General features: G+C 27.9%; 20 protein-coding genes and 1 riboswitch. Of the genes, 9 read left to right on the top strand and 11 right to left on the bottom strand.

The features are described 5' to 3' along the window. Nucleotides 1–36: 36 nt before the first annotated feature. The gene (locus tag KYD98_RS14620) at nt 37–1977 is read left to right on the top strand and encodes a hypothetical protein (protein ID WP_219780793.1); all 1941 of its coding nucleotides are present in this window, start codon (nt 37–39) and stop codon (nt 1975–1977) included. Nucleotides 1978–2095: 118 nt separating this feature from the next. On the opposite strand, the gene thiE is transcribed toward KYD98_RS14620, so the two are convergent. From thiE to KYD98_RS14580, 8 genes are all read right to left on the bottom strand, one after another. After that, nucleotides 2096–2728 carry a thiamine phosphate synthase gene (gene thiE / locus KYD98_RS14615; protein WP_219780792.1) on the bottom strand — a complete coding sequence of 211 codons (633 nt, stop codon included), beginning with the start codon at nt 2726–2728 and terminating at the stop codon, nt 2096–2098. Nucleotides 2729–3219: 491 nt separating this feature from the next. Continuing rightward, entirely contained in the window at nt 3220–4050 is an 831-nt protein-coding gene (thiM, locus tag KYD98_RS14610; RefSeq protein WP_219780791.1) for a hydroxyethylthiazole kinase, read from the bottom strand. Nucleotides 4051–4052: 2 nt separating this feature from the next. Further along, nucleotides 4053–5369, bottom strand: coding sequence for a phosphomethylpyrimidine synthase ThiC (thiC, locus tag KYD98_RS14605; protein ID WP_219780790.1), 1317 nt, complete (start codon nt 5367–5369; stop codon nt 4053–4055). 206 nt (nt 5370–5575) lie between these two features. Beyond that, entirely contained in the window at nt 5576–6382 is an 807-nt protein-coding gene (gene thiD / locus KYD98_RS14600; protein WP_219780789.1) for a bifunctional hydroxymethylpyrimidine kinase/phosphomethylpyrimidine kinase, read from the bottom strand. A 127-nt stretch (nt 6383–6509) separates the two neighbouring features. Then, nucleotides 6510–7028 carry an energy coupling factor transporter S component ThiW gene (thiW, locus tag KYD98_RS14595; protein ID WP_219780788.1) on the bottom strand — a complete coding sequence of 173 codons (519 nt, stop codon included), beginning with the start codon at nt 7026–7028 and terminating at the stop codon, nt 6510–6512. Nucleotides 7029–7422: 394 nt separating this feature from the next. Then, nucleotides 7423–7533: riboswitch (TPP riboswitch) on the bottom strand. A 115-nt stretch (nt 7534–7648) separates the two neighbouring features. After that, nucleotides 7649–8527, bottom strand: a complete 879-nt coding sequence (gene sdaAA / locus KYD98_RS14590) for an L-serine ammonia-lyase, iron-sulfur-dependent, subunit alpha (protein WP_219780787.1) — start codon at nt 8525–8527, stop codon at nt 7649–7651. Nucleotide 8528: 1 nt separating this feature from the next. Next, nucleotides 8529–9209 carry an L-serine ammonia-lyase, iron-sulfur-dependent subunit beta gene (gene sdaAB / locus KYD98_RS14585; RefSeq protein WP_219780786.1) on the bottom strand — a complete coding sequence of 227 codons (681 nt, stop codon included), beginning with the start codon at nt 9207–9209 and terminating at the stop codon, nt 8529–8531. Between the two features lie 415 nt (nt 9210–9624). Continuing rightward, nucleotides 9625–11274 carry a nucleoside kinase gene (locus KYD98_RS14580; RefSeq protein WP_219780785.1) on the bottom strand — a complete coding sequence of 550 codons (1650 nt, stop codon included), beginning with the start codon at nt 11272–11274 and terminating at the stop codon, nt 9625–9627. 128 nt (nt 11275–11402) lie between these two features. Between KYD98_RS14580 and KYD98_RS14575 the strand changes: the two genes are divergently transcribed. The 3 genes from KYD98_RS14575 to fba all read left to right on the top strand — a co-directional run bounded on the left by KYD98_RS14575 (nt 11403) and on the right by fba (nt 13710). After that, entirely contained in the window at nt 11403–12116 is a 714-nt protein-coding gene (locus KYD98_RS14575; protein WP_219780784.1) for a DUF421 domain-containing protein, read from the top strand. A gap of 2 nt (nt 12117–12118) precedes the next feature. Next, a complete protein-coding gene (locus tag KYD98_RS14570) occupies nt 12119–12499 on the top strand; it encodes a DUF4363 family protein (protein ID WP_219780783.1) in 381 nt (126 codons plus the stop codon). 278 nt (nt 12500–12777) lie between these two features. After that, nucleotides 12778–13710 (top strand): class II fructose-1,6-bisphosphate aldolase, encoded by a 933-nt coding sequence (gene fba / locus KYD98_RS14565; RefSeq protein WP_219780782.1) that lies wholly within the window; start codon nt 12778–12780, stop codon nt 13708–13710. A gap of 104 nt (nt 13711–13814) precedes the next feature. On the opposite strand, the gene KYD98_RS14560 is transcribed toward fba, so the two are convergent. From KYD98_RS14560 to KYD98_RS14555, 3 genes are all read right to left on the bottom strand, one after another. Then, nucleotides 13815–14780, bottom strand: a complete 966-nt coding sequence (locus KYD98_RS14560) for a WG repeat-containing protein (protein WP_219780781.1) — start codon at nt 14778–14780, stop codon at nt 13815–13817. A gap of 182 nt (nt 14781–14962) precedes the next feature. Then, nucleotides 14963–15091 carry a hypothetical protein gene (locus KYD98_RS18270; protein WP_258049844.1) on the bottom strand — a complete coding sequence of 43 codons (129 nt, stop codon included), beginning with the start codon at nt 15089–15091 and terminating at the stop codon, nt 14963–14965. A gap of 43 nt (nt 15092–15134) precedes the next feature. Further along, complete coding sequence (locus tag KYD98_RS14555; RefSeq protein ID WP_219780780.1) at nt 15135–15902, bottom strand: CPBP family intramembrane glutamic endopeptidase; 768 nt, start codon at nt 15900–15902, stop codon at nt 15135–15137. A gap of 467 nt (nt 15903–16369) precedes the next feature. On the opposite strand from KYD98_RS14555, the gene KYD98_RS14550 reads away from it, so the two are divergent. From KYD98_RS14550 to argB, 5 genes are all read left to right on the top strand, one after another. Continuing rightward, nucleotides 16370–17602, top strand: a complete 1233-nt coding sequence (locus KYD98_RS14550; RefSeq protein WP_219780779.1) for an argininosuccinate synthase — start codon at nt 16370–16372, stop codon at nt 17600–17602. A 70-nt stretch (nt 17603–17672) separates the two neighbouring features. Then, nucleotides 17673–19061 (top strand): argininosuccinate lyase, encoded by a 1389-nt coding sequence (argH, locus tag KYD98_RS14545; protein WP_219780778.1) that lies wholly within the window; start codon nt 17673–17675, stop codon nt 19059–19061. Between the two features lies 1 nt (nt 19062). Further along, on the top strand, nt 19063–20097 hold the full coding sequence (gene argC / locus KYD98_RS14540; protein ID WP_219780777.1) for an N-acetyl-gamma-glutamyl-phosphate reductase: 1035 nt from the start codon (nt 19063–19065) through the stop codon (nt 20095–20097). A 175-nt stretch (nt 20098–20272) separates the two neighbouring features. Beyond that, nucleotides 20273–21496 carry a bifunctional glutamate N-acetyltransferase/amino-acid acetyltransferase ArgJ gene (argJ, locus tag KYD98_RS14535; protein ID WP_219780776.1) on the top strand — a complete coding sequence of 408 codons (1224 nt, stop codon included), beginning with the start codon at nt 20273–20275 and terminating at the stop codon, nt 21494–21496. A gap of 39 nt (nt 21497–21535) precedes the next feature. Continuing rightward, nucleotides 21536–22390: an acetylglutamate kinase gene (gene argB / locus KYD98_RS14530; protein ID WP_219780775.1), complete on the top strand. Its 855-nt coding sequence runs from the start codon at nt 21536–21538 to the stop codon at nt 22388–22390. The last annotated feature ends 20 nt before the right edge of the window (nt 22391–22410 follow it).

Below are 22410 nucleotides of genomic sequence, written 5' to 3'. Positions count from 1 at the left end.
ATAAATAAGAAAATTATATACTAAGGAGAATTTTATATGATTTTAATTTCAAATAAATTAATTTTTTTAGTGATGCTATTATCTCCAATATTAGCATTATTAATATTTCACCCAAATAAAATTATTAAAAAAACATCAAAATTTTCAATTATTATAAGTCTTATATGTGTTACTTTTATTTCTCCAATAATAATATTGATAAACCTAAAATACTGGGCTCTATTGATAATACTTCTCCCAATCATTTTTAGAGGATTAGGTGTTGTATTAAATAAAATCCCTATTCCAGATGTTGCGTTTAAATTGAATAAGGATGTTATAATACAGTTACTTATCGTATCAGTTGGTATTCTTGCATTAATTTTATTAACAATAGACTATGATATGTGGAGCGGTTTATGGTTATCCTTGGCTATTTTAATCTTTTCAGGAACTATTATTATGCCACAAATTGATAAATTTAAATTATTATATGGAGTCGTATTTGGAGCATTAAGTTTTTTTATGACTCCTATCCTTAAAAATAATAACGGATTAGCAACTTATTTTATATCATGGCTAATTTGCGTTGTTCCATTTTATTATGTACCTATTGTCAAAAGGTTTATCAAATATGAAGTTATTCCATTTATAGCATTATCAATTACATCTGTTATACTAATGAAAAATGGTGGTATCTCCTTCATATGGAATAAATTTTTTTCAGCTTTATTTTTAATGATTGTCATTCACATTATGATTGCATGTATAAATTATATTTTGGAAAATATTAAAAAAAGCACTGTAGCTTTTCCAATTAAACAATACTATCTTCCTATAATACTTATTATTATTGAATTTATTTTAATCTATTATAAAAATGAATTTAGTAACTTTAATTATATAATTTCTATTCCAATAATGATTTTAAGCTTAGAAATATTAATCATATATCTTGGAAGGATTATGATTCCTCTTATGTATAAATTGCAAAATAAGCACACATTCATTAAAGTTAATGATATTTATGATATTTTCACACTAATTTTCGGTAAAAAAATAGGTCAATTTTTATATAAAATAATAGTTGGAGAATATTATAACAAATTAACCTTTCATGAAATTTGTATTGGAACAACAATTTCAATTATTACGCCTCTTTGCAGTGCATTATTAGTATATAGAAATATAACTATTAATGATTTTATCTCAGGGGTATTTAGTCTCATCCCTATCTATAATACATTGGCTATAACATTTATGATAATATGCGGAATAACAGTTTTAGACTCTATTATTAAATTATTTAATAATAACAGATACTCTGTTGGATTAAAGGAAAATGATGCTATTAATTTAAGTTCAACAATATCAGTAAACTACTTCTTTTTATTCATTTATTATTTGTATATTTTTTTACCATCTATTGATAAAATAAATATCTATATAAAACTATTTATCCTTATATGGCTATTTGCTGTTTCATTATCCATCTGTATATCCCTATCAATAGATTTATCTAAGCCAAAATATAACACACTTAAGCACACAAGACATTATGCCTCTATCTTTTTATATGGTAATTCAATTTTTATAATTATTTATAGTACACTCACAGATTCATTACAAATATCAACAAGTAATTCTTTGATAAATATATTTATGAAATATTACTATATAATAATTGTATGCACTTTTCTATGTAAACTTGTTGGCTTTGATACTTCAATAGCAAGTAAAAAAATGAGAACTAAACATATTAAAGATTGTGTTATCTTAACTTTTCTTCTAGGTTTCTCAGGAATACCATTGCTAATTTTTGGAGGTATTGTGTTAAAAATATCCCACAGCATAACATTAGCTAAATTTATTACAAATCTTATGTATCTTTCTTTTATGATAGAATTTACAAAGTCATTTATAATCGCTATTATGCCTTCAAAAAATAACATAGACCAATCTTTAACTAAATACATTCGTTTCAATCCAATTAAGTAAAAATTTAGTTAGTTATTAAAATGCAACACCATACAAAGTATGATATTGCATTTTAATTGTATAATTTTAGTAAAAACCGCATTTACTTATGGTATGGTTCTCCTTAAATAATTCTAAATTATTTTATTTCTAGAAATAATTCTTTTAATTCTCTTGTAGCTTTTTTAATATCTTTCTGAGCTATAATTGCTGATATAATTGATAGTCCATCAATATTAGTATCCTTAAAATCTTTAACTCTTTCTTTATTTATTCCTCCTATTACTACAATAGGAATTGATACATTTGATCTTATTTTTTTCAATTCATCTATTGATGTTTTATTTGCATCTTTTTTAGTTCCTGTTGCATACATTGCACCAACCCCTAAATAATCCGCTCCATCCTTTTCTGCTTTAAGTGCTTCTTCTAATGAACTAGCTGAAACTCCAATGATTTTATTATTTCCTATAATATTTCTTATCACACTTGATGGTATATCACTTTGTCCTACATGAACTCCAGCTGCATCTACCGCCATTGCAATATCAAATCTATCATTTATTATTAAGAGTATATTATATTTATCAGTTATTTTTTTTATATTTAAAGCAGTATTATAAAAATCAAGTGATGTACATTCCTTTTCCCTTAATTGCACTAAAGTACATCCTCCTTTAATGGCCTCTTCTACTGCTTCTTCTAATGTATCAGTACTCATTAAGTCCCTATCTGTTACAAGATAAATACTATAATCTATTTTAGGTTTCATTCCTCTTTATTCTCCTTGTAATTTATTATTCTATTCTTTAATTCTAGGCTACATTTTAAAATAGTGTTGATATTATAGTATAAGGGCGAACTGGCATTGGAATTTACTTTTTAGAACTCTTAAGTGAAAGTCAAAATTTTATATTTTGTTACTTGAACTTACTCAGCGAATGTACATGAGTCGAGTTTCCTTTTAATCTTACAATTAATTGCTTGTCATCAATCTTTGATTGGGAGCATGCATTAATTGGACTAAGTTTTATTTTAGAGTTCTTAAGTGAGAGTCAAAATTTCATATTTTGTCCCTCGAACTTACTGGACGAATATATATGAGTCAAGTTTCTTATTTCAGCTCTGTCCATGAGCTTTATACTATAATATCAACATCCACTTAAAACATAGCCAAACTTTATTAAGACATATGAAAGTAACTAACCCTTATGGAATCTATATTAGGATTATTATTTTTTCATATGCCTTAATTATTAATTTTTATATTTCTTGAACTTTTACCATATTTATAATTACGTCAGAATTCATATTACTTATAGCATCTATAATTCCAACTCTAAAACTTCCAAGCCCTATTTCTCCTGATTTTTCAAAAGAAATCTCTCCTGCTATTCCCATAGAAACAATCCCTGCAATTGCTCCTATAAAATAATCATTAGTTGCTCCACAAGCTCCTCCAATTAAAGCGCTTGTCATACATCCTGTTCCCGTAACATTTGCAAGCATTTTAGTTCCATTTGCAAGCATAACAGTACGTTTTCCATCAGATACTATATCTGTTACCCCTGTAATTGCTACAATACAATTAAGTTTATTGGCTAAATTTTTAGCTACATTAATTCCTTCTTCATTTCCACTTTTCATATCACTTTCAGAAGCATCAACACCTTTAGTAGTAGATTCTAATCCACTTATAAATTTAATTTCAGACATGTTACCACGTAAAACATCGATTCTTACTTCTTCTAGTATTCTTTTAGTAGTTGAATTTCTGAATTCAGATGCACCTGAACCTACTGGATCAAAAACTACTGGAATATTTAATTCATTTGCTTTCTTACCAGATGCAATCATAGATTCAATTGTTCTTTCATTTAATGTACCTATATTTATTACAAGTGCATCTGAAATTTTAGTAATATCAGCTGATTCTTTAATATCATCAGCCATAATTGGTGATACACCCATTGCAAGCAGTATGTTAGCACAATCATTAACTGTAACATAATTTGTTATATTATGGACAAGAGGTTTTTGATTTCTAACATCTTTTAATAATTCACAAACTTTTTTAACTATTTCCTTACCCATGATTATTTAACCTCATTTTGTAAAAGTTCAACTTTTTCACCATTTAATATTCTATTTGTAGTTCTTACTGCACACATTTTTCCACACATAGAACAACTATGCTTATCTTCTGGTGGAACACTTTCAAAATATTCCTTAGCTTTTTCTCCGTCAATAGCAATCTTAAACATTTCTTCCCAATCAAGTTTTTGACGAGCATCTGCCATTTTATTATCCCTATCTCTTGCCCCTGGAAGTCCATTAGCTATATCTGCTGCATGTGCTGCAATCTTTGATGCAATAATTCCTTCTCTAACATCAGATAAATCTGGAAGTCTTAAATGTTCAGCTGGAGTTACATAACAAAGGAAATTTGCTCCATGTGTTGCTGCAATAGCTCCACCAATAGCTGATGTAATATGATCATATCCTGGAGCTATATCAGTAACTAATGGTCCAAGTACATAAAAAGGTGCTCCATGACATAATCTTTTTTCAATTTGCATGTTAGCTGCAATTTCATTCATTGCCATATGACCTGGTCCTTCAATCATAACTTGTACATCTTTTTCCCATGCTCTCTTTGTTAAAAGACCTAACTCTATAAGCTCTGCGACTTGTCCTGCATCTGTAGAATCATCAAGACATCCTGGTCTCATAGCATCTCCAAGACTTACTGTAACATCATATTCTCTAAGGATTTCTAATAACTCATCGTAGTATTCATAAAATGGATTTTCGTTCCCTGTCATTTCCATCCAAGCAAATAATAAAGATCCTCCTCTAGATACAATATTCATTCTTCTTTTATCTTCTTTAAATAAAGAAATTGTTCTTTTATTAATTCCAGCGTGAATAGTTACAAAATCTACACCTTGTTTTGCATGTTGTCTAACTACATTAAGAAAATCTTCTGCTTTTATATCTAAAAGATCTTTTTCAAGATATCCAACTGCATCATACATTGGGACTGTACCAATCATTGCTGGAGAATATTCAATAAGTTTTTCTCTAAATTCTTGTGTCTTTCCATAATTGCTTAAATCCATTATAGCTTCTGCACCAAAATCAATTGCTAATTTTACCTTTTCCATTTCTCTACAGTAATCAATTGAATCTCCTGAAATACCCAAGTTTACGTTTACCTTAGTTCTAAGTCCATCCCCAATTCCCTCTGGACTAAGTGATTTATGATTAACATTAGCTGGTATAACTACCTTTCCTTCTGCTAAAAGTTTAATTAATTTTTCTTCTGAAATATTTTCCTTAGAAGCTACTATCTTCATTTCTTTAGTAATAATCCCTTTTTTTGCCGCTTCCATTTGAGTTTTATAATTCATCTTAAATTCCTCCGTTAATATTAAAAATTTATAAAATATATTTGTTTGGCATATTTTTCTCACAGACATTCGAAGAAGTATATTGTGGAAAAGTTTTCCACATACACAGTCTTTATGATTTTTTTATTCTTGAACTGTACTTTAATTTAGTCTACCTTTTAAAACAGTGTTAATATTGTAGTATAAGCCTGAACTGGCATTGGAATTTACTTTAACATTCCAGCTTTTTTATAAAGTTCATAAAAATGATTAGTGGGTCCAACACCTTTTCCAAGTTCAAATCCATGTTTTATCGCACATGTTATGTACCTTTTGCCTTCTTTAACTGCATCTTCAATATTCATTCCTTTAGCTAAATTAGCAGCTATAGCAGATGACAATGTACAGCCTGTTCCATGAGTATGATTAGTATTTATTCTTTCTTGTGGTAAAAAAATAAACTTCTCACCATCAAACAATAAATCAGTTGCTTCATTTTCTAAATGTCCACCTTTAATCAGTACACATCTAGGTCCCAATTCTCTAAGTTTTTTTGCTGCTTCTTTCATGTCTTCTAAATCTTTTATTTTTATCCTTAAAATTTCTTCTGCTTCCGGCAAATTAGGTGTTAATAATGTAATCAATGGAAATAATTCTTTAATTAAAGTATCTTTAGCATCCTCTGATAATAAATTAAATCCACTTTTAGAAACCATTACTGGATCCAAAATAACTGTTGGTAAATTTTCTATCTTTCTTAATGAATTTGATATAGCTTTTATAGATTCAATTTTTGATACCATTCCTATTTTTATAGCATCTACTCTAATATCTTCAAAAATTACATCAATCTGTGATTCAATCATCTCTGGACTTATATCTTGAATTCCAAAGACACCCATCGTATTTTGAGCTGTTATTGCTGTTATAACACTCATACCATAAACCCCATTAGCTGAAAATGCTTTTAAGTCTGCCTGAATCCCAGCTCCTCCACAACTATCAGATCCAGCAATTGTAAGTGCTCTAAACATTTTTTCTCCTCTTCTTTCTAATCTATCTTTTTAATAAATGTTGTTCTTATAAAGTATAATAACCATCTGTAATTAAAATTTGTTTTTTACTGATATATCAACACTATTTGAAAACACAACTTTTTTTCTAAATACTTTGTGATTTTATATTTTCATTAGTCATTAAATATTTTTCTATCACAGGAATTTTTAAAAACATATAAGCAATAATCGCTCCCGCACTACAACTAAAAGTAAATGGTATAACATATACCAATAATGCTACTTCTTTTCCTAAAAGCACTGCTGCTATCGGATAAGCTACTAAAGCACCTAATATTCCAGTTCCTATTACTTCACCAATTACAGCTACGAATTTTTCCCTAAATTTTTTATAAAGAATTCCTGCTAAAAATGCGCCTATCATACTTCCTGGGAATGCTAATAAACTACCTGTGCCTAAAATATTTCTTATTAATGATGTAATAAATGCATTTGCTAAAGCATAAATTGGGCCTAAAACTATTGCTCCAATTACATTTACAAAGTGCTGAATTGGAGATATTTTTGCTACTCCTATTGGAATTGAAAATGTTCCGAAAAAGGTTGCTATTGCTATCAAAATTCCACTTAATGCAATTTTTTGTGTCTTGTTTTTTTCATTCATAATATTTTTTTATTCCTCCTTTCATTTTTTTATTTAATGCACATCTTTGGTCTATTATTTTACTTTCATGTGCCTAACGTAATGAAACTGCACTAAATTTTAATTAATTCTATATTTTAAGTGAATGTTGATATTCTAGTATAAGGGCGAATTGGCATTGGAATTTGCTTTTTAGAACTCTTAATAAAGATTTGTACAATTAATTGCTTGTCAGCAATCTTTGATTGGGAGCATGCATTAATTGGACTAAGCTTTATTTTAGAGTTCTTAAAGTAAATTCCTCTGTCCATGAGCTTTATACTACAATATCAACATGGTTTTAAAACATAACTTTAATTAATTACTTATTTTGGAATAAAAAAAATGTAGCCCAAGGGCTACATAAATATACTACGCATTATTTAGTGTACTTCCCTACGTTGGTATTAACCAAATCAGGTTATAAGAGTCCAGGAAATCAGTCTTTCCAATCTCAGCCAAAATATTGGCTCCCCTAGTTATAAAATTATTAAATTATCTTTTACAATTTAAAGCTTATACCTTTAATTCTTATTCGTCAAGTAATAAATATATTATTAATATAGATTTTCCCATTAATGTATTTTAAAACATACTTATCTTTATTCTTTTCCAAAAACTTGTTCTTTAAGTCTCAAACCTTCTTTAGTTACTGCAATACCACCTAGAGCTGTTTCTCTAAGAGCTGATGGTAAACTTTTTCCAACCTTATACATAGCTGTTACTGAATCATCAAAAGGTATTTTAGCTTTTACACCTGCCATCACCATATCTGCTGTACATAAAGCAGTTATAGCACCTTGAGCATTTCTTTTGGCACAAGGAATTTCTACAAGTCCTGCTACTGGATCACATACTAATCCTAAAATATTTTGTAGTATTATTGATGCAGCATCTAAACTCATCTTTGGTGTTCCACCCATCATCTCAACTACTGCTGCTGTTCCCATTGCTGAAGCAGAACCACACTCTGCCTGACATCCACCTTCTGCTCCTGATAAAGTAGCATTCATTCCAATAATCATGCCTACAGCAGCTGCTGCAAATAACCCTTTTAAAAGTTCATCTTGATCTAATCCGAGTTCTTGCCCTGCTGATAATATTACAGCTGGTAAAATACCACATGAACCAGCTGTAGGACATGCAACTATCTTTCCCATAGAAGCATTAACTTCAGATGAGGAAAGAGCCATTGCCATTGCCATTGTTGTTGCTCTTCCTGTAAGAGTCTTTCCGTTCTTAGCATAATTATATAATTTATGTCCATCTCCACCTATCAAACCACTTACTGAATATACTTCCTTTTTCATACCTTCATTAGCTGCAGAAATCATGACATTTAGATTTTTTTTCATCTTTTCTATAACTTCTTCTCTTGTTACTTCTTTTTCTTCGATTTCGCATATTATTGCATATTCACTTAAAGTAATATTATCTTTTTCACATATTTCTAAAAGTTCTTTTCCAGATCTAGCAAGCATCTTATTCACCTTCCTTTGCTGGACTTATTGAAATAACATTTTTAACTAACTCTATAGCTTTTATTTCTTCTATAATATCTTTACTTACTTTATTATCCATTTCAAAAATCATACCTGCTTCTTTTCCCTTACTATTTCTAAATACTTTCATAAAAGCTACATTAAGATTTTTTCCTGAAAGAACACTTGTTACACTATGTATTACTCCTGGAACATCTATATGAGTAATTATTAAAGTTTCATACATTCCTGTAAAATCTACACTATTATTATTAACTTCAGAAATTTGTATATTTCCTCCCCCAATAGAAGATCCCTTGACCTCACAATATGTACCCTTCTTGGTTTTCATAAGAAATTTAACGGTGTTAGGATGTACATCTCCTAAGTCCGCTTCTTTAAACTCAAATTCTAATCCCTTTTCTTTAGCTATATCAAGTGAATCTCTAAGCCTTTCATCACTTGGTTCCATACCTAAAATTCCTGCAACTAATGCTCTATCTGTTCCATGTCCTTTATATGTCTTCGCAAAAGAACCATGCAATAAAAATATCACTTCTACAATTTCATTACCAGCTATTGTTCTTGCAATTTTTCCAAGTCTTGCAGCTCCAGCTGTATGAGAACTAGATGGTCCTATCATTATAGGACCCAAAATATCAAATACGCCTACATTTTTCATAATGCGTTATTTAGTGAAATATCTAATTTTTCACTAAATCCCCCTTCCGATAAAAATCTACCTAAGATATATTTTTTAATAAAAATTATATTATCATATATAGAATGCATAATTTATCTGTGATAGTCAAGGGGGATTTTTCCCTCTTTAAAAATATCTATAAAAACAAATTGACTATACCACATTTCAATTAACAATTGAAAGTTGGCAGTGCACAATTATGGTTGAAAGCCTTTGGCTTTCTGAAAAATATATATTTTAGAAATCATAAAGTTATTTCATCCTAAATTGTCAATCGTCCATTTAAAAATATAATCTGAATTATACACAAATTTGGCTACATTATAATTTTCTATATAGTAAAATAAACCAAATATACAAACATATTTGGTCTATTTTTTTACTTATATTTAATTTAATATTCGTAGAAACAGCTTCCACCTATAAATTCTCTTAATATAGAATTCATAGGAACATAAGAAGACTCTACTTCTTTAAAGAAATTTAAAATAGATTGTAATCTAATAGCCTCTTCATATACTGGACTTTCTTCTTTAACCTTAGCCAGCTCTTTTAGTGCATATGGCTTTAATAAGCTTAATTCATATACCAATGTTGAATTAAACATTGCATCTGCTTGATCTTGATAAACAAAAATATTCTTTTTTTCTCCTCTTTTTATTGACGGCCACATTTTTAATGTAGCTTCAGCATCATGCCCTCTACTTAACGAATCTCTAACAATTCTTCTTACTTTTCTTACATCTGTTGTAGTTATTCTATTATGATTATCTAAATTCAACTGTGTTAATGCTGATATATATACCTTAAAAATATTCTCTTCAGGTATACTTGATGTTAATATTGGGTTTAAACCATGTATTCCTTCTAATATTAGAACTCCATTTTTAGGTAATTTTACTTTTTTACCATTCCACTCTCTTTTTCCAGTTATAAAATTATAAGTTGGAATATTCACTTCTTCACCATTCATTAAAGCTATTAATGTTTTATTAATCAACTCTAAATCTAGTGCATATATAGATTCATAATCATAATCTCCATTTTCATCTTTAGGAGTATCTTTTCTTTCAACAAAAAAATCATCCAATGATAATGGTATTGGAATTAAACCATTAACCCTTAACTGTATTCCTAATCTATTAGCAAAAGTAGTTTTTCCTGAAGATGACGGTCCTGCAATTAAAACTATTTTAACTTCTTTTTTATTGGCTATTTGATCTGCGATATTGGCTATCTTCTTTTCATGAAGAGCTTCTGAAGTTAAAATTAAACTTTGTACTTCATGACTAGACAGTTTTTCATTTAACGTTCCAACTTCACCTACACCTAATATACTAAGCCATCTTTCTGTTTCTAAAAATATTTTACTTAATTTTCTTTGTTCTTTATACTCTGGCAAAACTTCTAAATTTTCTTGTTTAGGGCTTCTTAATATAAATCCTGGTTCATAATATATTAAGTCAAACGCTTTTATTATTCCTGTTGAATATGCCATATATCCATAAAAATAATCATATCTTCCATCTAAATCATAAAGTTTAACTTCTTTTAAATTTGAATATTCCAAAAGCTTAACCTTATCTAACATGTTATATTTAGCAAAAACTTTTATTGCTTCCTCTTTAGACATTCTTACACTTTTTATTGGAATATTTTTATTTATAAGTTCATTCATTCTTTCTTTAATTAAATTAATATCATTTTTAGTTAATAGTGAATCCTTAATAATTTCTCCAAATAATCCTTTACTTATAGAATGTTCTATTTTTATTTTAGCATTTGGAAATAAGTCTAAAGTAGCCTTGATAAAAATAAATTGTAATGTTCTAGTATAAATTTTCATACCTAATTCTGTATTAAATTCTATAGGCTCAATTTCACCTAAGTCTTCCACTAAATTATTTAATTCATAACACTTATCATTCATTTTACATACAGCTATATTATTAATATCTACATTAAATTTTTTAGATATTAAATCATAAAAAGTTATTTTATGATTTAATTTATTTTTATCCATTTCAGAATATACCTTAACCATATCAAATGTCTCCTTTTCAATATATTCCCCTTTATAATTCTATTATATATATTTCTACTTAAAAAGGTAAAACTATTTTGCATATTAAGACGAAATTTTACAAATATTATTTATACGAGGTGTTTTTTATGTTTATAGTATTTATTCGAACTATTATACTTTATTCTTTAGTTGTTTTAGTTATGAGATTAATGGGAAAGCGTCAAATTGGTGAACTTCAGCCCTATGAATTTGTAATAACAATTATGATTTCTGATTTAGCTGCTTTACCTATGCAAGATTCAAGACTTCCATTATTACTAGGTATTATACCAATAATTACATTATTATTCTTAAAAACAATTTTAAGTCTAATCCAATTAAAATCACAAGCTTCTAGAAAAATAATTGATGGTGAGCCTAGTATTCTAATATATAAAGGAAAAATTAATTATGATGTATTAAAAAAACAACAAATAAATTTAGATGAATTACTTGAAGAATTAAGACTTGCAGATTACTTTAATCTTGATGAAATACAATATGCTATTTTAGAAAATGGAGGTCAACTTTCTGTACTTCCAACTAACTATAATTCTCAATCTGGTAACTCTAATAGTAATGATAATACATCTAAAACTAAAGAAGTACAGTTGCCTAAAATACTAATATCTGATGGAAAAATTAATAAAAGTTCATTAACTCGTATGGAAAAAGATGAACAATGGATTATTAATGTATTAAAAAATCATAATATTAATTCCATCGATGAAGTATTAATAGCTTTGTATGATACAGAAGGCAACTTTAAATATCAACTTTATGATGAATATTCAAAAGAGTGTAAGAAAGAAGGAGTGTAAAAATGAAAAATGTTATTTTTTCTATATTGCTTTTCTTTTCAATTTTAATATTAGTATATTTCTCTAATAATTCATTAATAAAATTATGTGATAATATCTCTACACTTGCTGAAGATATAGAAATTACTCTAATAAAAGGAGAAATAGAAGATGCTTATATTCAATCTATTGATCTTTTAAATTTAATACATCAAGATGGCTTTATAACATCAATTTATGTAAATCATCAAGAATTTGATAATTTGGTTAATGATACAGTAAAGCTTTCAGTTTATTTAAGTCATAAAGATATTCCCGATGCAAATTCCACATTACATACATTAAAATATAATACTCAAAATTTAAAAAAACTCCAAAAACCAACTTTAAAAAATATACTATAACACAACATATTTTAAATAAGGCATAATTTTAAAAATAATCATGGCATTTTGGAGTTGTTATTTTTCTTCATATGCCTAAATTCTCTTAAAACGGTGTTTGGTAAAAATAATTAACTAAAATCTATAGAATACTGCAAAAATCATGCCAAAATAATGATTTTTTTCAATTTTAACTCGTTAAATGTAGAAAATACACAAACTATAGTTTATAATTGATTTGTTAAGACAACTTTTAGTTGTTAAAATTTTTTCAAAATTTGAAAGGTGGTAAAATTAACATGGCATTAGTTACTACAAAAGAAATGTTTAAAAAAGCTTATGAAGGAGGATACTCTATCGGAGCTTTCAATATCAATAACATGGAAATAATCCAAGGTGTTGTTAATGGAGCAAAAGCTAGAAATTCAGCTGTAATCCTTCAATGTTCAACTGGAGCAATCAAATATGCTGGAGCTAAATACTTAAAAGCAATGGTAGACGCTGCTATAGCTGAAACTGGAGTAGATGTTGCTCTTCACTTAGATCACGGTCCAAGTTTTGAAGCTGTTAAAGAAGTTATAGATGCTGGTTTTACATCAGTAATGTTCGATGGTTCTCACTTTGATTATGAAGAAAATGTAAAGAGAACAAAAGAAGTTGTAGACTACGCTCACGCTAGAGGAGTTGTTGTTGAAGCTGAACTTGGAGTATTAGCAGGAGTTGAAGATGACGTTGTTGCTGATTCTCACGTTTATACTGATCCAGATCAAGCAGTTGATTTCGTTAATAGAACAGGAGTTGATTCATTAGCTATCGCTATAGGAACTTCACACGGAGCTGTTAAATTCCCACCAGACGCTAAACCAGAATTAAAATTCCACATATTAGAAGAAATCCAAGCTAAATTACCTGGATTCCCAATAGTTCTTCATGGAGCATCAGCTGTTGACGCTAACACTGTTGCAACTTGTAACGAATTCGGTGGAAAAATAGCAAACGCTAAAGGTATTCCAGTTGATATGTTAAGAAAAGCTTCTTCAATGGCTGTATGTAAAATCAACATGGATACTGATTTAAGATTAGCTATGACTGCAGCTATAAGAAAAACTTTCGGAGAAAAACCAGAAGTTTTCGATCCAAGAAACTACATGGGTGCTGCAAGAACTGCAATCCAAGAAGTTGTTGAATCAAAAATTGACAATATCTTAGGATCAGCTGATTCTATGAAATAATTTTTCTTTAAAAGACGAGGTTTACACCTCGTCTTTTTTATTTGCCTATGTTTTAAGTGAATGTTGATATTGTAGTATAACGCTCATGGACAGAGGAATTTATTTTATTTACCCGATAAATTACTAGGTGCCCACACTCTATTTCCATCTCTATCTATATATATTGGAATTCTCATTTCACTTATAAACACTCGTGCTAGTCCATTTGTAAAATTAAGTGCAAAATCAAATTGTGGTTCTATAATCATATCTCCATTTTTATTTATACAACCCCATTTATCATTTATTTGCACAAATGCTCTTCCCTCTTTAAAACTAAATGCATTATCGAATTTAGGTTCTATAATCATCTCATTTTTCTTATTTATATATCCCCATTTATTATTTAACTTTACATTTGCTAATCCCTCTGAAAACCCGTCTGCTATATGATATTTATTATATATTACTAAATTTCCAGACTTATCTATAAATCCTATTTTTCCATTAATCTTTACTGGTGCTAAGCCTTCCTTAAAGCCGAAAGCAACTTCAAAATTTGAATCAAATATTTTTTTACCTAATTTATCTATATAGTTCCATCCTTCATTTGTTTTAACCCTAGCTAAACCTTCTGAAAAACTCCCTACATGATCATATATAAAATCGGTAATAAATTCACCCTTAGAATTTATAAAAGCATATTTTCTAGCCTTATTCCTTGCATAAGCATAACCTTCTGAAAAATATCCTACAAAATCAAACTGTGGTTTTATTATAATTTCACCACTTTTATTAATATATCCCCAATTATCCTTAATTTCTACTCCAGCTAAACCGTCTTTGAAAGAATCCGCATCATCAAATCTATAATCAATAACTATCTGTTCATTTTTATTTATATATCCAAACTTATCATTTAGTGCTACAGCAGCAACTCCTTCTGAAAACTCAGATCCCATATTAAATTTTGGTTCAATTACTATTTCTCCATGCTGATTTATATAACCAAGTTTATTATCTCCATGCGGTTTCATATAACCTACTTTGTTATCTATATAAATCTCAAATAAATTAATAATTTCCGACACACTGTTTACCTCCAATATATATTAATTAAATAATAAATAACTCTTGTGACACAATAAAAAATATTGTTCAATAAATTTATTATGTTAAGTTACATTTCTATTTATATATCCACTCCTATACTTCGATTTATCTCTACATGTAATGTAATATACTATAAATAGCATTTAGATATACACACATATCAAAACAGTTTCCTAATAAGTTTAATAATTGCTTTAAAAATCAAACCTGCAAGTTCCATTATTCTTCCAAAAAGCATTCCAATTATTATAATTATTAAGACAGCAATTATACCTGATATAAATTCCATTTAAATCCCCCTAGATTCTTATATAAGCTTAACATAAAAGTAACTAATTCTTATTCTTGATTAAGTGTATTTGTTTTTTCTTATAAACACTTATAAGAAATAATCCTACTATAACAAATCCTGTTAAAACAACATATAAAGACTTATTTAATATTAATATTTCATTTACACAATTGAATAATATATGAAAAACAATAGCCCCCCATAGGTTTTGTTGTTGTACAACTAGGAAGCCTAATATAATACCAATAATCAGAGCATAGATAAATTCAAGTAAATTTTCATAGGTTGGATTGACAATATGAATTGCTGAAAAAATAATTGCTTGTATAATCACTGCTTTATTAGCTACATGTGTCTGTTTATAAACAAGTTTAAAAATATATCCCCTAAATAAAATTTCTTCTGAAAATGCAACAATTATATAGTTAATTAATGTAACTGTTATTTCTATATTAGAAAGTGATTTAATATCTACACTATATCCTAATAATAAATTTATTCCTATTATTGTTAAGTAATAAATTATACAAAGAGCAAGTCCATATGAAATATGCTTATAAACATTTTTACTTGTAAATCCTACTACTTTTAATGAGCCAAACTCCTGTTTTATTGCTAATAATGAACCAACCATTAAGCAAATTACTATAGAACATGAAGGCATTTTCCCATTATTAAACAATATGGCTATAATAGCTAGGAGGATAAGACATAGAGTAGCTATTAAAAATACTTTAATAATTTTTAATATCACTTGTGTGTATGCATTGGATGTGAATAAATTAAATCTCTTTTTATTAAAATTCAATTGAACATCCCTCCTTTAATCAATACATAATAAATTATTATTTTCCTTATTAGTCTTTCAAGTTAAATTATATCATTTATGTAATATTAATACTATTCACAATCTTTTTTCTTTATTTTTATACATAATTTATGAATACTTATATATTTTATATGTATATTATTTCATATATTTTTTATATTTATTAATTAAATATATTTTTTATATTTAATTTCTATAAATATAATTTTATTTTATACAGCTATTTTATAATATATTATTAAAAAAATAGGTTATTTTTTAAAATTTTTATATAAATATTAATTTTTAGTAAGTATTTAAAAATATTTTTGTCAGTATTTTTATTTTGTTTTTATGCATAAAACTATTGATTATTTATACACATAATTGTATAATTATAAAAAATGATTTTTTGAACATAATATTAATATATATGTTTTTTAATATTAATTAAGGGGGCTTTAAAAATGAAAAAATTTAAAAAAGTAGTTTTAGCATACTCAGGAGGATTAGATACTTCTGTAATCATACCATGGCTTAAAGAAAATTATGAATGTGAAGTTATAGCTGTAGTTGGTAATGTTGGACAAAAAGATGAACTAGAAGGATTAGAAGAAAGAGCAATAAAAACTGGAGCTTCTAAAATTTTTATAGAAGATTTAACAGAAGAATTTGTTAATGATTATATATTCCCTACTATTCAAGCAAATGCAGTATATGAAGGAAAATATCTTTTAGGTACTTCATTTGCAAGACCTTTGATTGCTAAAAGAATAGTAGAAATTGCTAAAGCTGAAGGTGCTGATGCAATTTGTCACGGATGTACTGGTAAGGGGAACGACCAAGTAAGATTTGAATTAGCAATTAAAGCTTTTGCTCCTAATATGCCAATTATAGCACCATGGAGAATTTGGGATATAAAATCAAGAGAAGAAGAAATAGCTTATGCAGAAGCAAAAAAAGTTCCTATTAAAATAAATTACGAAACTAACTATAGTAAAGATAAAAATATATGGCATTTAAGTCATGAAGGTTTAGATTTAGAGTATCCATCTAACGAACCTAAATATTCAGAAATATTAGAGCTTTGTAATACTCTTGAAGATGCACCTGATAAACCTACTTATATAACATTAACTTTTGAAAAAGGAAATGCAGTTGCATTAAACGGAGATAAAATGTCTAGTGTTGAACTTTTAGAAGAATTAAACAGAATTGGTGGACAAAACGCTATAGGTATTATTGATATGGTTGAAAATAGACTTGTAGGAATGAAATCAAGAGGCGTTTATGAAACTCCTGGTGGAACAATTTTATATGAAGCTCATAAATCGTTAGAAGAACTTTGCTTAGACAAAGATACTTCTCAATATAAACAACAAATTGCTCTTAAATTTGCACAATTAGTTTATGACGGCTTATGGTTTACTCCTCTTAGAGAAGCTTTATCTGAATTTGTTAAAAAGACTCAAGAAACAGTTACAGGAGAAGTTAAATTAAAATTATACAAAGGTAACATTGTAAATGCAGGTATGACATCTCCTTACTCATTATATAGTGAAGAATATGCTACTTTTGGAGAAGATCAAGTATATGATCAAAAAGATTCAGCAGGATTTATAAGTTTATTTGGCCTTCCTTTAGTTGTTAGAGCTAAAATGAACGAAGCATTAAATTATAAGGAACATTTAACAAAGTAATATACCATCAGAATTTATATATTTAATTTATTATTTTATTTCAAGTGTTTAAAGAAAAGGAGAAATAATTATGAAACTTTGGGGCGGACGATTTAAAAAAGGAACAGATGAATTAGTTAATGATTTTAATTCTTCTATTAACATTGATTCAAGAATGTATAAAGAAGATATAGAAGGAAGTTTAGCTCATGCTTCAATGCTAGGAGAAAAACAAATAATTCCTAAAGAAGCTAGTGAAAGAATAACTTCTGGACTTTTAGAAATACTTAAAAGAATGGATAACGGAGTTATTGAAATTGATTCTACTTCAGAAGATATTCATAGCTTTATTGAGAGTACTTTAACTTATTATATTGGTGATTATGGCAAAATGCTTCATACAGCTAGAAGTAGAAATGACCAAGTAACACTTGATTTAAGACTGTATTTAAAAAAAGCATTAGTTAATTTAAAACATGATGTTTTAAATTTAGAAGAAGTTCTTTTAGAAAAATCTACTGAAAACATAGAAACTATAATGCCAGGATATACTCATATGCAAAAGGCTCAACCAATTACTTTTGCTCATCATTTATTAGCTTATGCAGAAATGTTTAAAAGAGATATCGGAAGAATAGATGATACTTATAAAAGAACTGATGAAATGCCTTTAGGAAGTGGAGCTTTAGCGACTTCTACTTATCCTATTGATAGAAATCTTGTTGCAAAAAATCTTGGATTTTCTAAAATAACTTTAAATAGTTTAGATTCAGTTTCTGATAGAGATTATGTTATTGAAGCTTTATCTACCCTATCATTGATTATGATGCATCTTTCAAGATTTTCTGAAGAAATTATTCTTTGGTGTACTGGAGAATTTAGTTTTATTGAACTTGATGATGCCTATAGCACTGGTAGTAGCATAATGCCACAAAAGAAAAATCCTGATGTTGCTGAACTTGTAAGAGGTAAAACTGGTAGAGTTTATGGAGATCTTATTACTTTACTTACTGTTATGAAAGGAATACCTCTAGCTTACAATAAAGATATGCAAGAAGATAAAGAAGCTCTTTTTGATGCGTTAGATACTGTTACCTTATCATTAAAAACTTTTACTGGAATGCTTAAAACTATGAAAGTAAAAAAAGATAACATGAAAAAAAGTGCTGCATTAGGCTTTACCAATGCTACTGATGTTGCTGATTATTTAGTTAAAAAAGGCATTGCATTTAGAAATGCTCATGAAATAGTGGGTGAAATCGTACTTGAATGCATAAAGAAAAATAAAATGATTGAAGAATTGACTTTAGATGAACTTAAGACATTTTCTCCTATTTTTGATGAAGATGTATATAAAGCAATAGATTTATCAACTTGTGTTGAAGAAAGAAACGTTATTGGGGGACCTTCTACTCAATCAGTAAAATTACAAATTAATGAATTAGACAAATTTATTAATTCAATGAAGGAGAATGATTGAAATGATTAAGGTTGGAATAATTGGAGCTACTGGATATGTTGGTTGTGAACTTTTAAGACTACTATTAAACCACCCTAAAATAGAGATTGGAGCTATCAGCTCCGTTTCTTTTGAAGGGCAAGAAATTGATAGTATATATAAAAACTTTTTTAATAAAACAAATCTTATTTGTGAAAATATGAATGAGGTTGTTAAAAAATGTGATGTTATATTTACTGCACTTCCACATGGGCTAAGTGAAGATATAGCTAAAGAAGTGATTGATAATAAAAAAATTTGTATAGATTTAGGAGCAGATTTTAGATTAAGTGATGAAAATGAATATAAATTTTGGTATGGAAAAGAGTTTTCTGAGCCTGAACTTCATAAGAAAAGTGTATATGGACTTCCTGAATTAAATAAAGAAAAAATTAAAACCTCTCATTTAATTGCTAATCCTGGTTGTTATCCCACTAGTATAGAACTTGGATTAATGCCATTATTAAAAAATTCTTTAATAGATACAAATAATATTATTTGTGATTCAAAGTCTGGTACAACAGGTGCTGGAAGATCATTAAGTTTAGGTACTCATTTTCCAGAAGAAAATGAATCATTTGCTCCATATAAAATAGGTGATCATAGACATACTCCTGAAATTGAAGAAATATTATCATTTATAGCTAATGAAAAAGTTAATGTTACATTTACTCCTCACCTACTTCCAATAAACAGAGGAATACTTTCAACAATTTACTGTACTCCAAAGGATAATATAGACCTTGAATATATACACAAATTATATAATGACTTTTACAAAGATGCTCCATTTGTTCACATATTACCATTAGGAGAAATTGCAGCAATTAAAAATATACGTTTATCAAATAATTGCCATATTTCTCTACATTTAAATCATAGAAAAAATCAAATAATAATTATAAGTACAATTGATAATATGATTAAAGGAGCAGCTGGGCAAGCAATCCAAAATATGAATCTTATTTTAGGTTTTAATGAAGATGATGGATTAAAGATAATTTCACCAGCTTTTTAATAATATATACATTTTAAGCAATAAATAAAAAATATTATGTTTTAAGATTATGTTTATTCCATAATACTATACTATTAACTAACATTTAAAACATAAATTAATAAAATTAAAATAACATAGAAATTATTCTAAAATTATCGATTATAAATTTTATATTGAGAAGGGGGTTATAATTTTGGATATTAATTATATACAAGGTGGAGTAACTTCTCCACAAGGATTTTTAGCTTCTGGAATACATTGTGGATTAAAAAAAAGTACAATAAAAAAAGATTTAGCTTTAATCTATTCCGAAGTTCCTTCAAATGCTGCTGGAGTTTTTACAAAAAATAAAGTTAAAGGTGCTCCACTTTATATAACAAAAGAGCATTTATTAAATAAAAAAGCAAGAGCAATTATAGTTAATAGCGGTAATGCAAATACTTGTAATGGAGAAGATGGATTAAAAAAAGCTAAAAAAATGGCTATGCTTCAAGCAAAAGAATTAAATATAAAAACTGATGATGTTTTAGTTGCATCAACTGGGGTAATTGGAGTTCCTTTAAATATAGATGCTATAAAAGATGGTATTCCTTTACTTACTAAAGAATTAGCTAAAGAAGGATATGAAGATGCTTCTTCTGCCATTATGACAACAGATACATTTAAAAAGCAATTAGCATTAGAATTTTATATTGGAGATGTAAAAATAACATTAGGTGCTATGGCAAAAGGCTCTGGAATGATTGAACCTAATATGGGAACCATGCTCTCATTTATAACAACAGATTTAGATATTTCTCCTGAATTACTTAATGAAGCATTAAAATCAAGTGTAAAAATAAGCTATAACAGAGTTAGCGTTGATGGTGATACAAGCACAAATGATATGGTATTAATTTTAGCTAACGGACTTGCTAAAAATGATCCAATTACTGAAAAAGACGAAAAATATGAAACATTTTTAAATGCTTTAAATGATTTAAATATAAAACTTTCTAAAAATATTGCTAAAGATGGTGAAGGTGCTACCAAACTAATTGAATGTAAAATATCAGGTGCAAAAACCGAAGATGATGCAGTAACTTTAGGAAAAAGCATAGTTAATTCAAATTTAGTTAAAACAGCTATATTTGGTAGCGATGCTAATTGGGGAAGAATCTTATGTTCTTTAGGATATGCACAAATCGATTTTGATCCTAATAAAGTTGATGTTTATTTTGAAAGTTGTGCTGGTTCTATTAAAGTATGTGAACACGGAACATCAATAGAATTTAATGAAAGTAAAGCAAAGGAAATACTTATTCAAGATGAAATTACTATTAAAGTAGATTTATTTTTAGGTGATGGTAATGCTTGCGTTTGGGGATGTGATTTAAGCTACGATTACGTAAAAATTAATGGTGATTATAGAAGTTAAAGCAATATGTAATTAAATAAATATAGGGGGTGTATTTAATTGAATCATAATGAAAGAGCTGAAGTATTAATTGATGCTCTGCCTTATATTCAAAGATACTATGGGAAAACTATAGTTGTTAAATATGGTGGAAATGCAATGATAAGTGATAAACTTAGAGAAACTGTAATAAATGATATTATTTTAATGAAATGCGTTGGTATTAATCCTGTTGTAGTACATGGGGGTGGTCCTGATATATCAGACTTTTTAAATAAACTAAATAAAAAAAGTGAATTTATTAACGGATTAAGATATACAGATGAAGATACTATGGATATAGTACAAATGGTTTTGGGAGGAAAAGTAAATAAAAATTTAGTTTCATTGATAGAAAAATTCGGTGGTAAAGCTATTGGGCTATGTGGAATTGATGGTTGTCTTCTTAAAGCTAAAAAACTTAAATCTGATATAGACTTAGGATATGTTGGTGAAATAACTGCTGTAGATACTAATATTTTAAATACAACTCTATCAGCTGGTTATATCCCTGTTGTTGGAAGCATTGCTTTAGGTGAAGAGGATAATAAATCCTACAATATAAATGCAGATATATGCGCTTCAAAAATAGCTGCTGCATTAAAAGCTCAAAAATTAATACTGCTTACTGATGTACCAGGAGTGCTTATGGACCCTAGTGATAGTGATTCTCTTTTAAGTGTATTAAGACTACATCAAATTCCAAAACTTTCTTTAGAGGGAGTAATAAAAGGTGGTATGATTCCTAAAGTTGATTGTTGTGTAGAAGCAATTAGAATGGGTGTTGAAAACGCAACTATTCTTGATGGACGTATCCCCCACTCTATTCTTTTAGAATTATTTTCTCATGAAGGTATAGGAACTATGATTTATTAAAACAGAGTAAAAATCACTTT

The organism is Clostridium weizhouense (genome assembly GCF_019431045.1).
Lineage (GTDB): Bacteria > Bacillota > Clostridia > Clostridiales > Clostridiaceae > Clostridium > Clostridium weizhouense.
Note: the sequence above shows the minus strand (reverse complement) of the source record. Positions and strands in the feature narration are given on the sequence as shown.

Coding starts and splice junctions, on each gene's coding strand:
- sdaAB (WP_219780786.1), bottom strand. CDS start 9,209: ATGAAAAATGTAGGCGTATTTGATATTTTGGGTCCTATAATGATAGGA.
- argC (WP_219780777.1), top strand. CDS start 19,063: ATGATTAAGGTTGGAATAATTGGAGCTACTGGATATGTTGGTTGTGAA.
- thiM (WP_219780791.1), bottom strand. CDS start 4,050: ATGGGTAAGGAAATAGTTAAAAAAGTTTGTGAATTATTAAAAGATGTT.
- KYD98_RS14580 (WP_219780785.1), bottom strand. CDS start 11,274: ATGGTTAAGGTATATTCTGAAATGGATAAAAATAAATTAAATCATAAA.
- KYD98_RS14620 (WP_219780793.1), top strand. CDS start 37: ATGATTTTAATTTCAAATAAATTAATTTTTTTAGTGATGCTATTATCT.
- thiE (WP_219780792.1), bottom strand. CDS start 2,728: ATGAAACCTAAAATAGATTATAGTATTTATCTTGTAACAGATAGGGAC.
- fba (WP_219780782.1), top strand. CDS start 12,778: ATGGCATTAGTTACTACAAAAGAAATGTTTAAAAAAGCTTATGAAGGA.
- KYD98_RS14550 (WP_219780779.1), top strand. CDS start 16,370: ATGAAAAAATTTAAAAAAGTAGTTTTAGCATACTCAGGAGGATTAGAT.
- thiW (WP_219780788.1), bottom strand. CDS start 7,028: ATGAATGAAAAAAACAAGACACAAAAAATTGCATTAAGTGGAATTTTG.
- argH (WP_219780778.1), top strand. CDS start 17,673: ATGAAACTTTGGGGCGGACGATTTAAAAAAGGAACAGATGAATTAGTT.
- thiD (WP_219780789.1), bottom strand. CDS start 6,382: ATGTTTAGAGCACTTACAATTGCTGGATCTGATAGTTGTGGAGGAGCT.
- sdaAA (WP_219780787.1), bottom strand. CDS start 8,527: ATGCTTGCTAGATCTGGAAAAGAACTTTTAGAAATATGTGAAAAAGAT.
- thiC (WP_219780790.1), bottom strand. CDS start 5,369: ATGAATTATAAAACTCAAATGGAAGCGGCAAAAAAAGGGATTATTACT.
- KYD98_RS14570 (WP_219780783.1), top strand. CDS start 12,119: ATGAAAAATGTTATTTTTTCTATATTGCTTTTCTTTTCAATTTTAATA.
- KYD98_RS18270 (WP_258049844.1), bottom strand. CDS start 15,091: ATGGAATTTATATCAGGTATAATTGCTGTCTTAATAATTATAATAATT.
- KYD98_RS14575 (WP_219780784.1), top strand. CDS start 11,403: ATGTTTATAGTATTTATTCGAACTATTATACTTTATTCTTTAGTTGTT.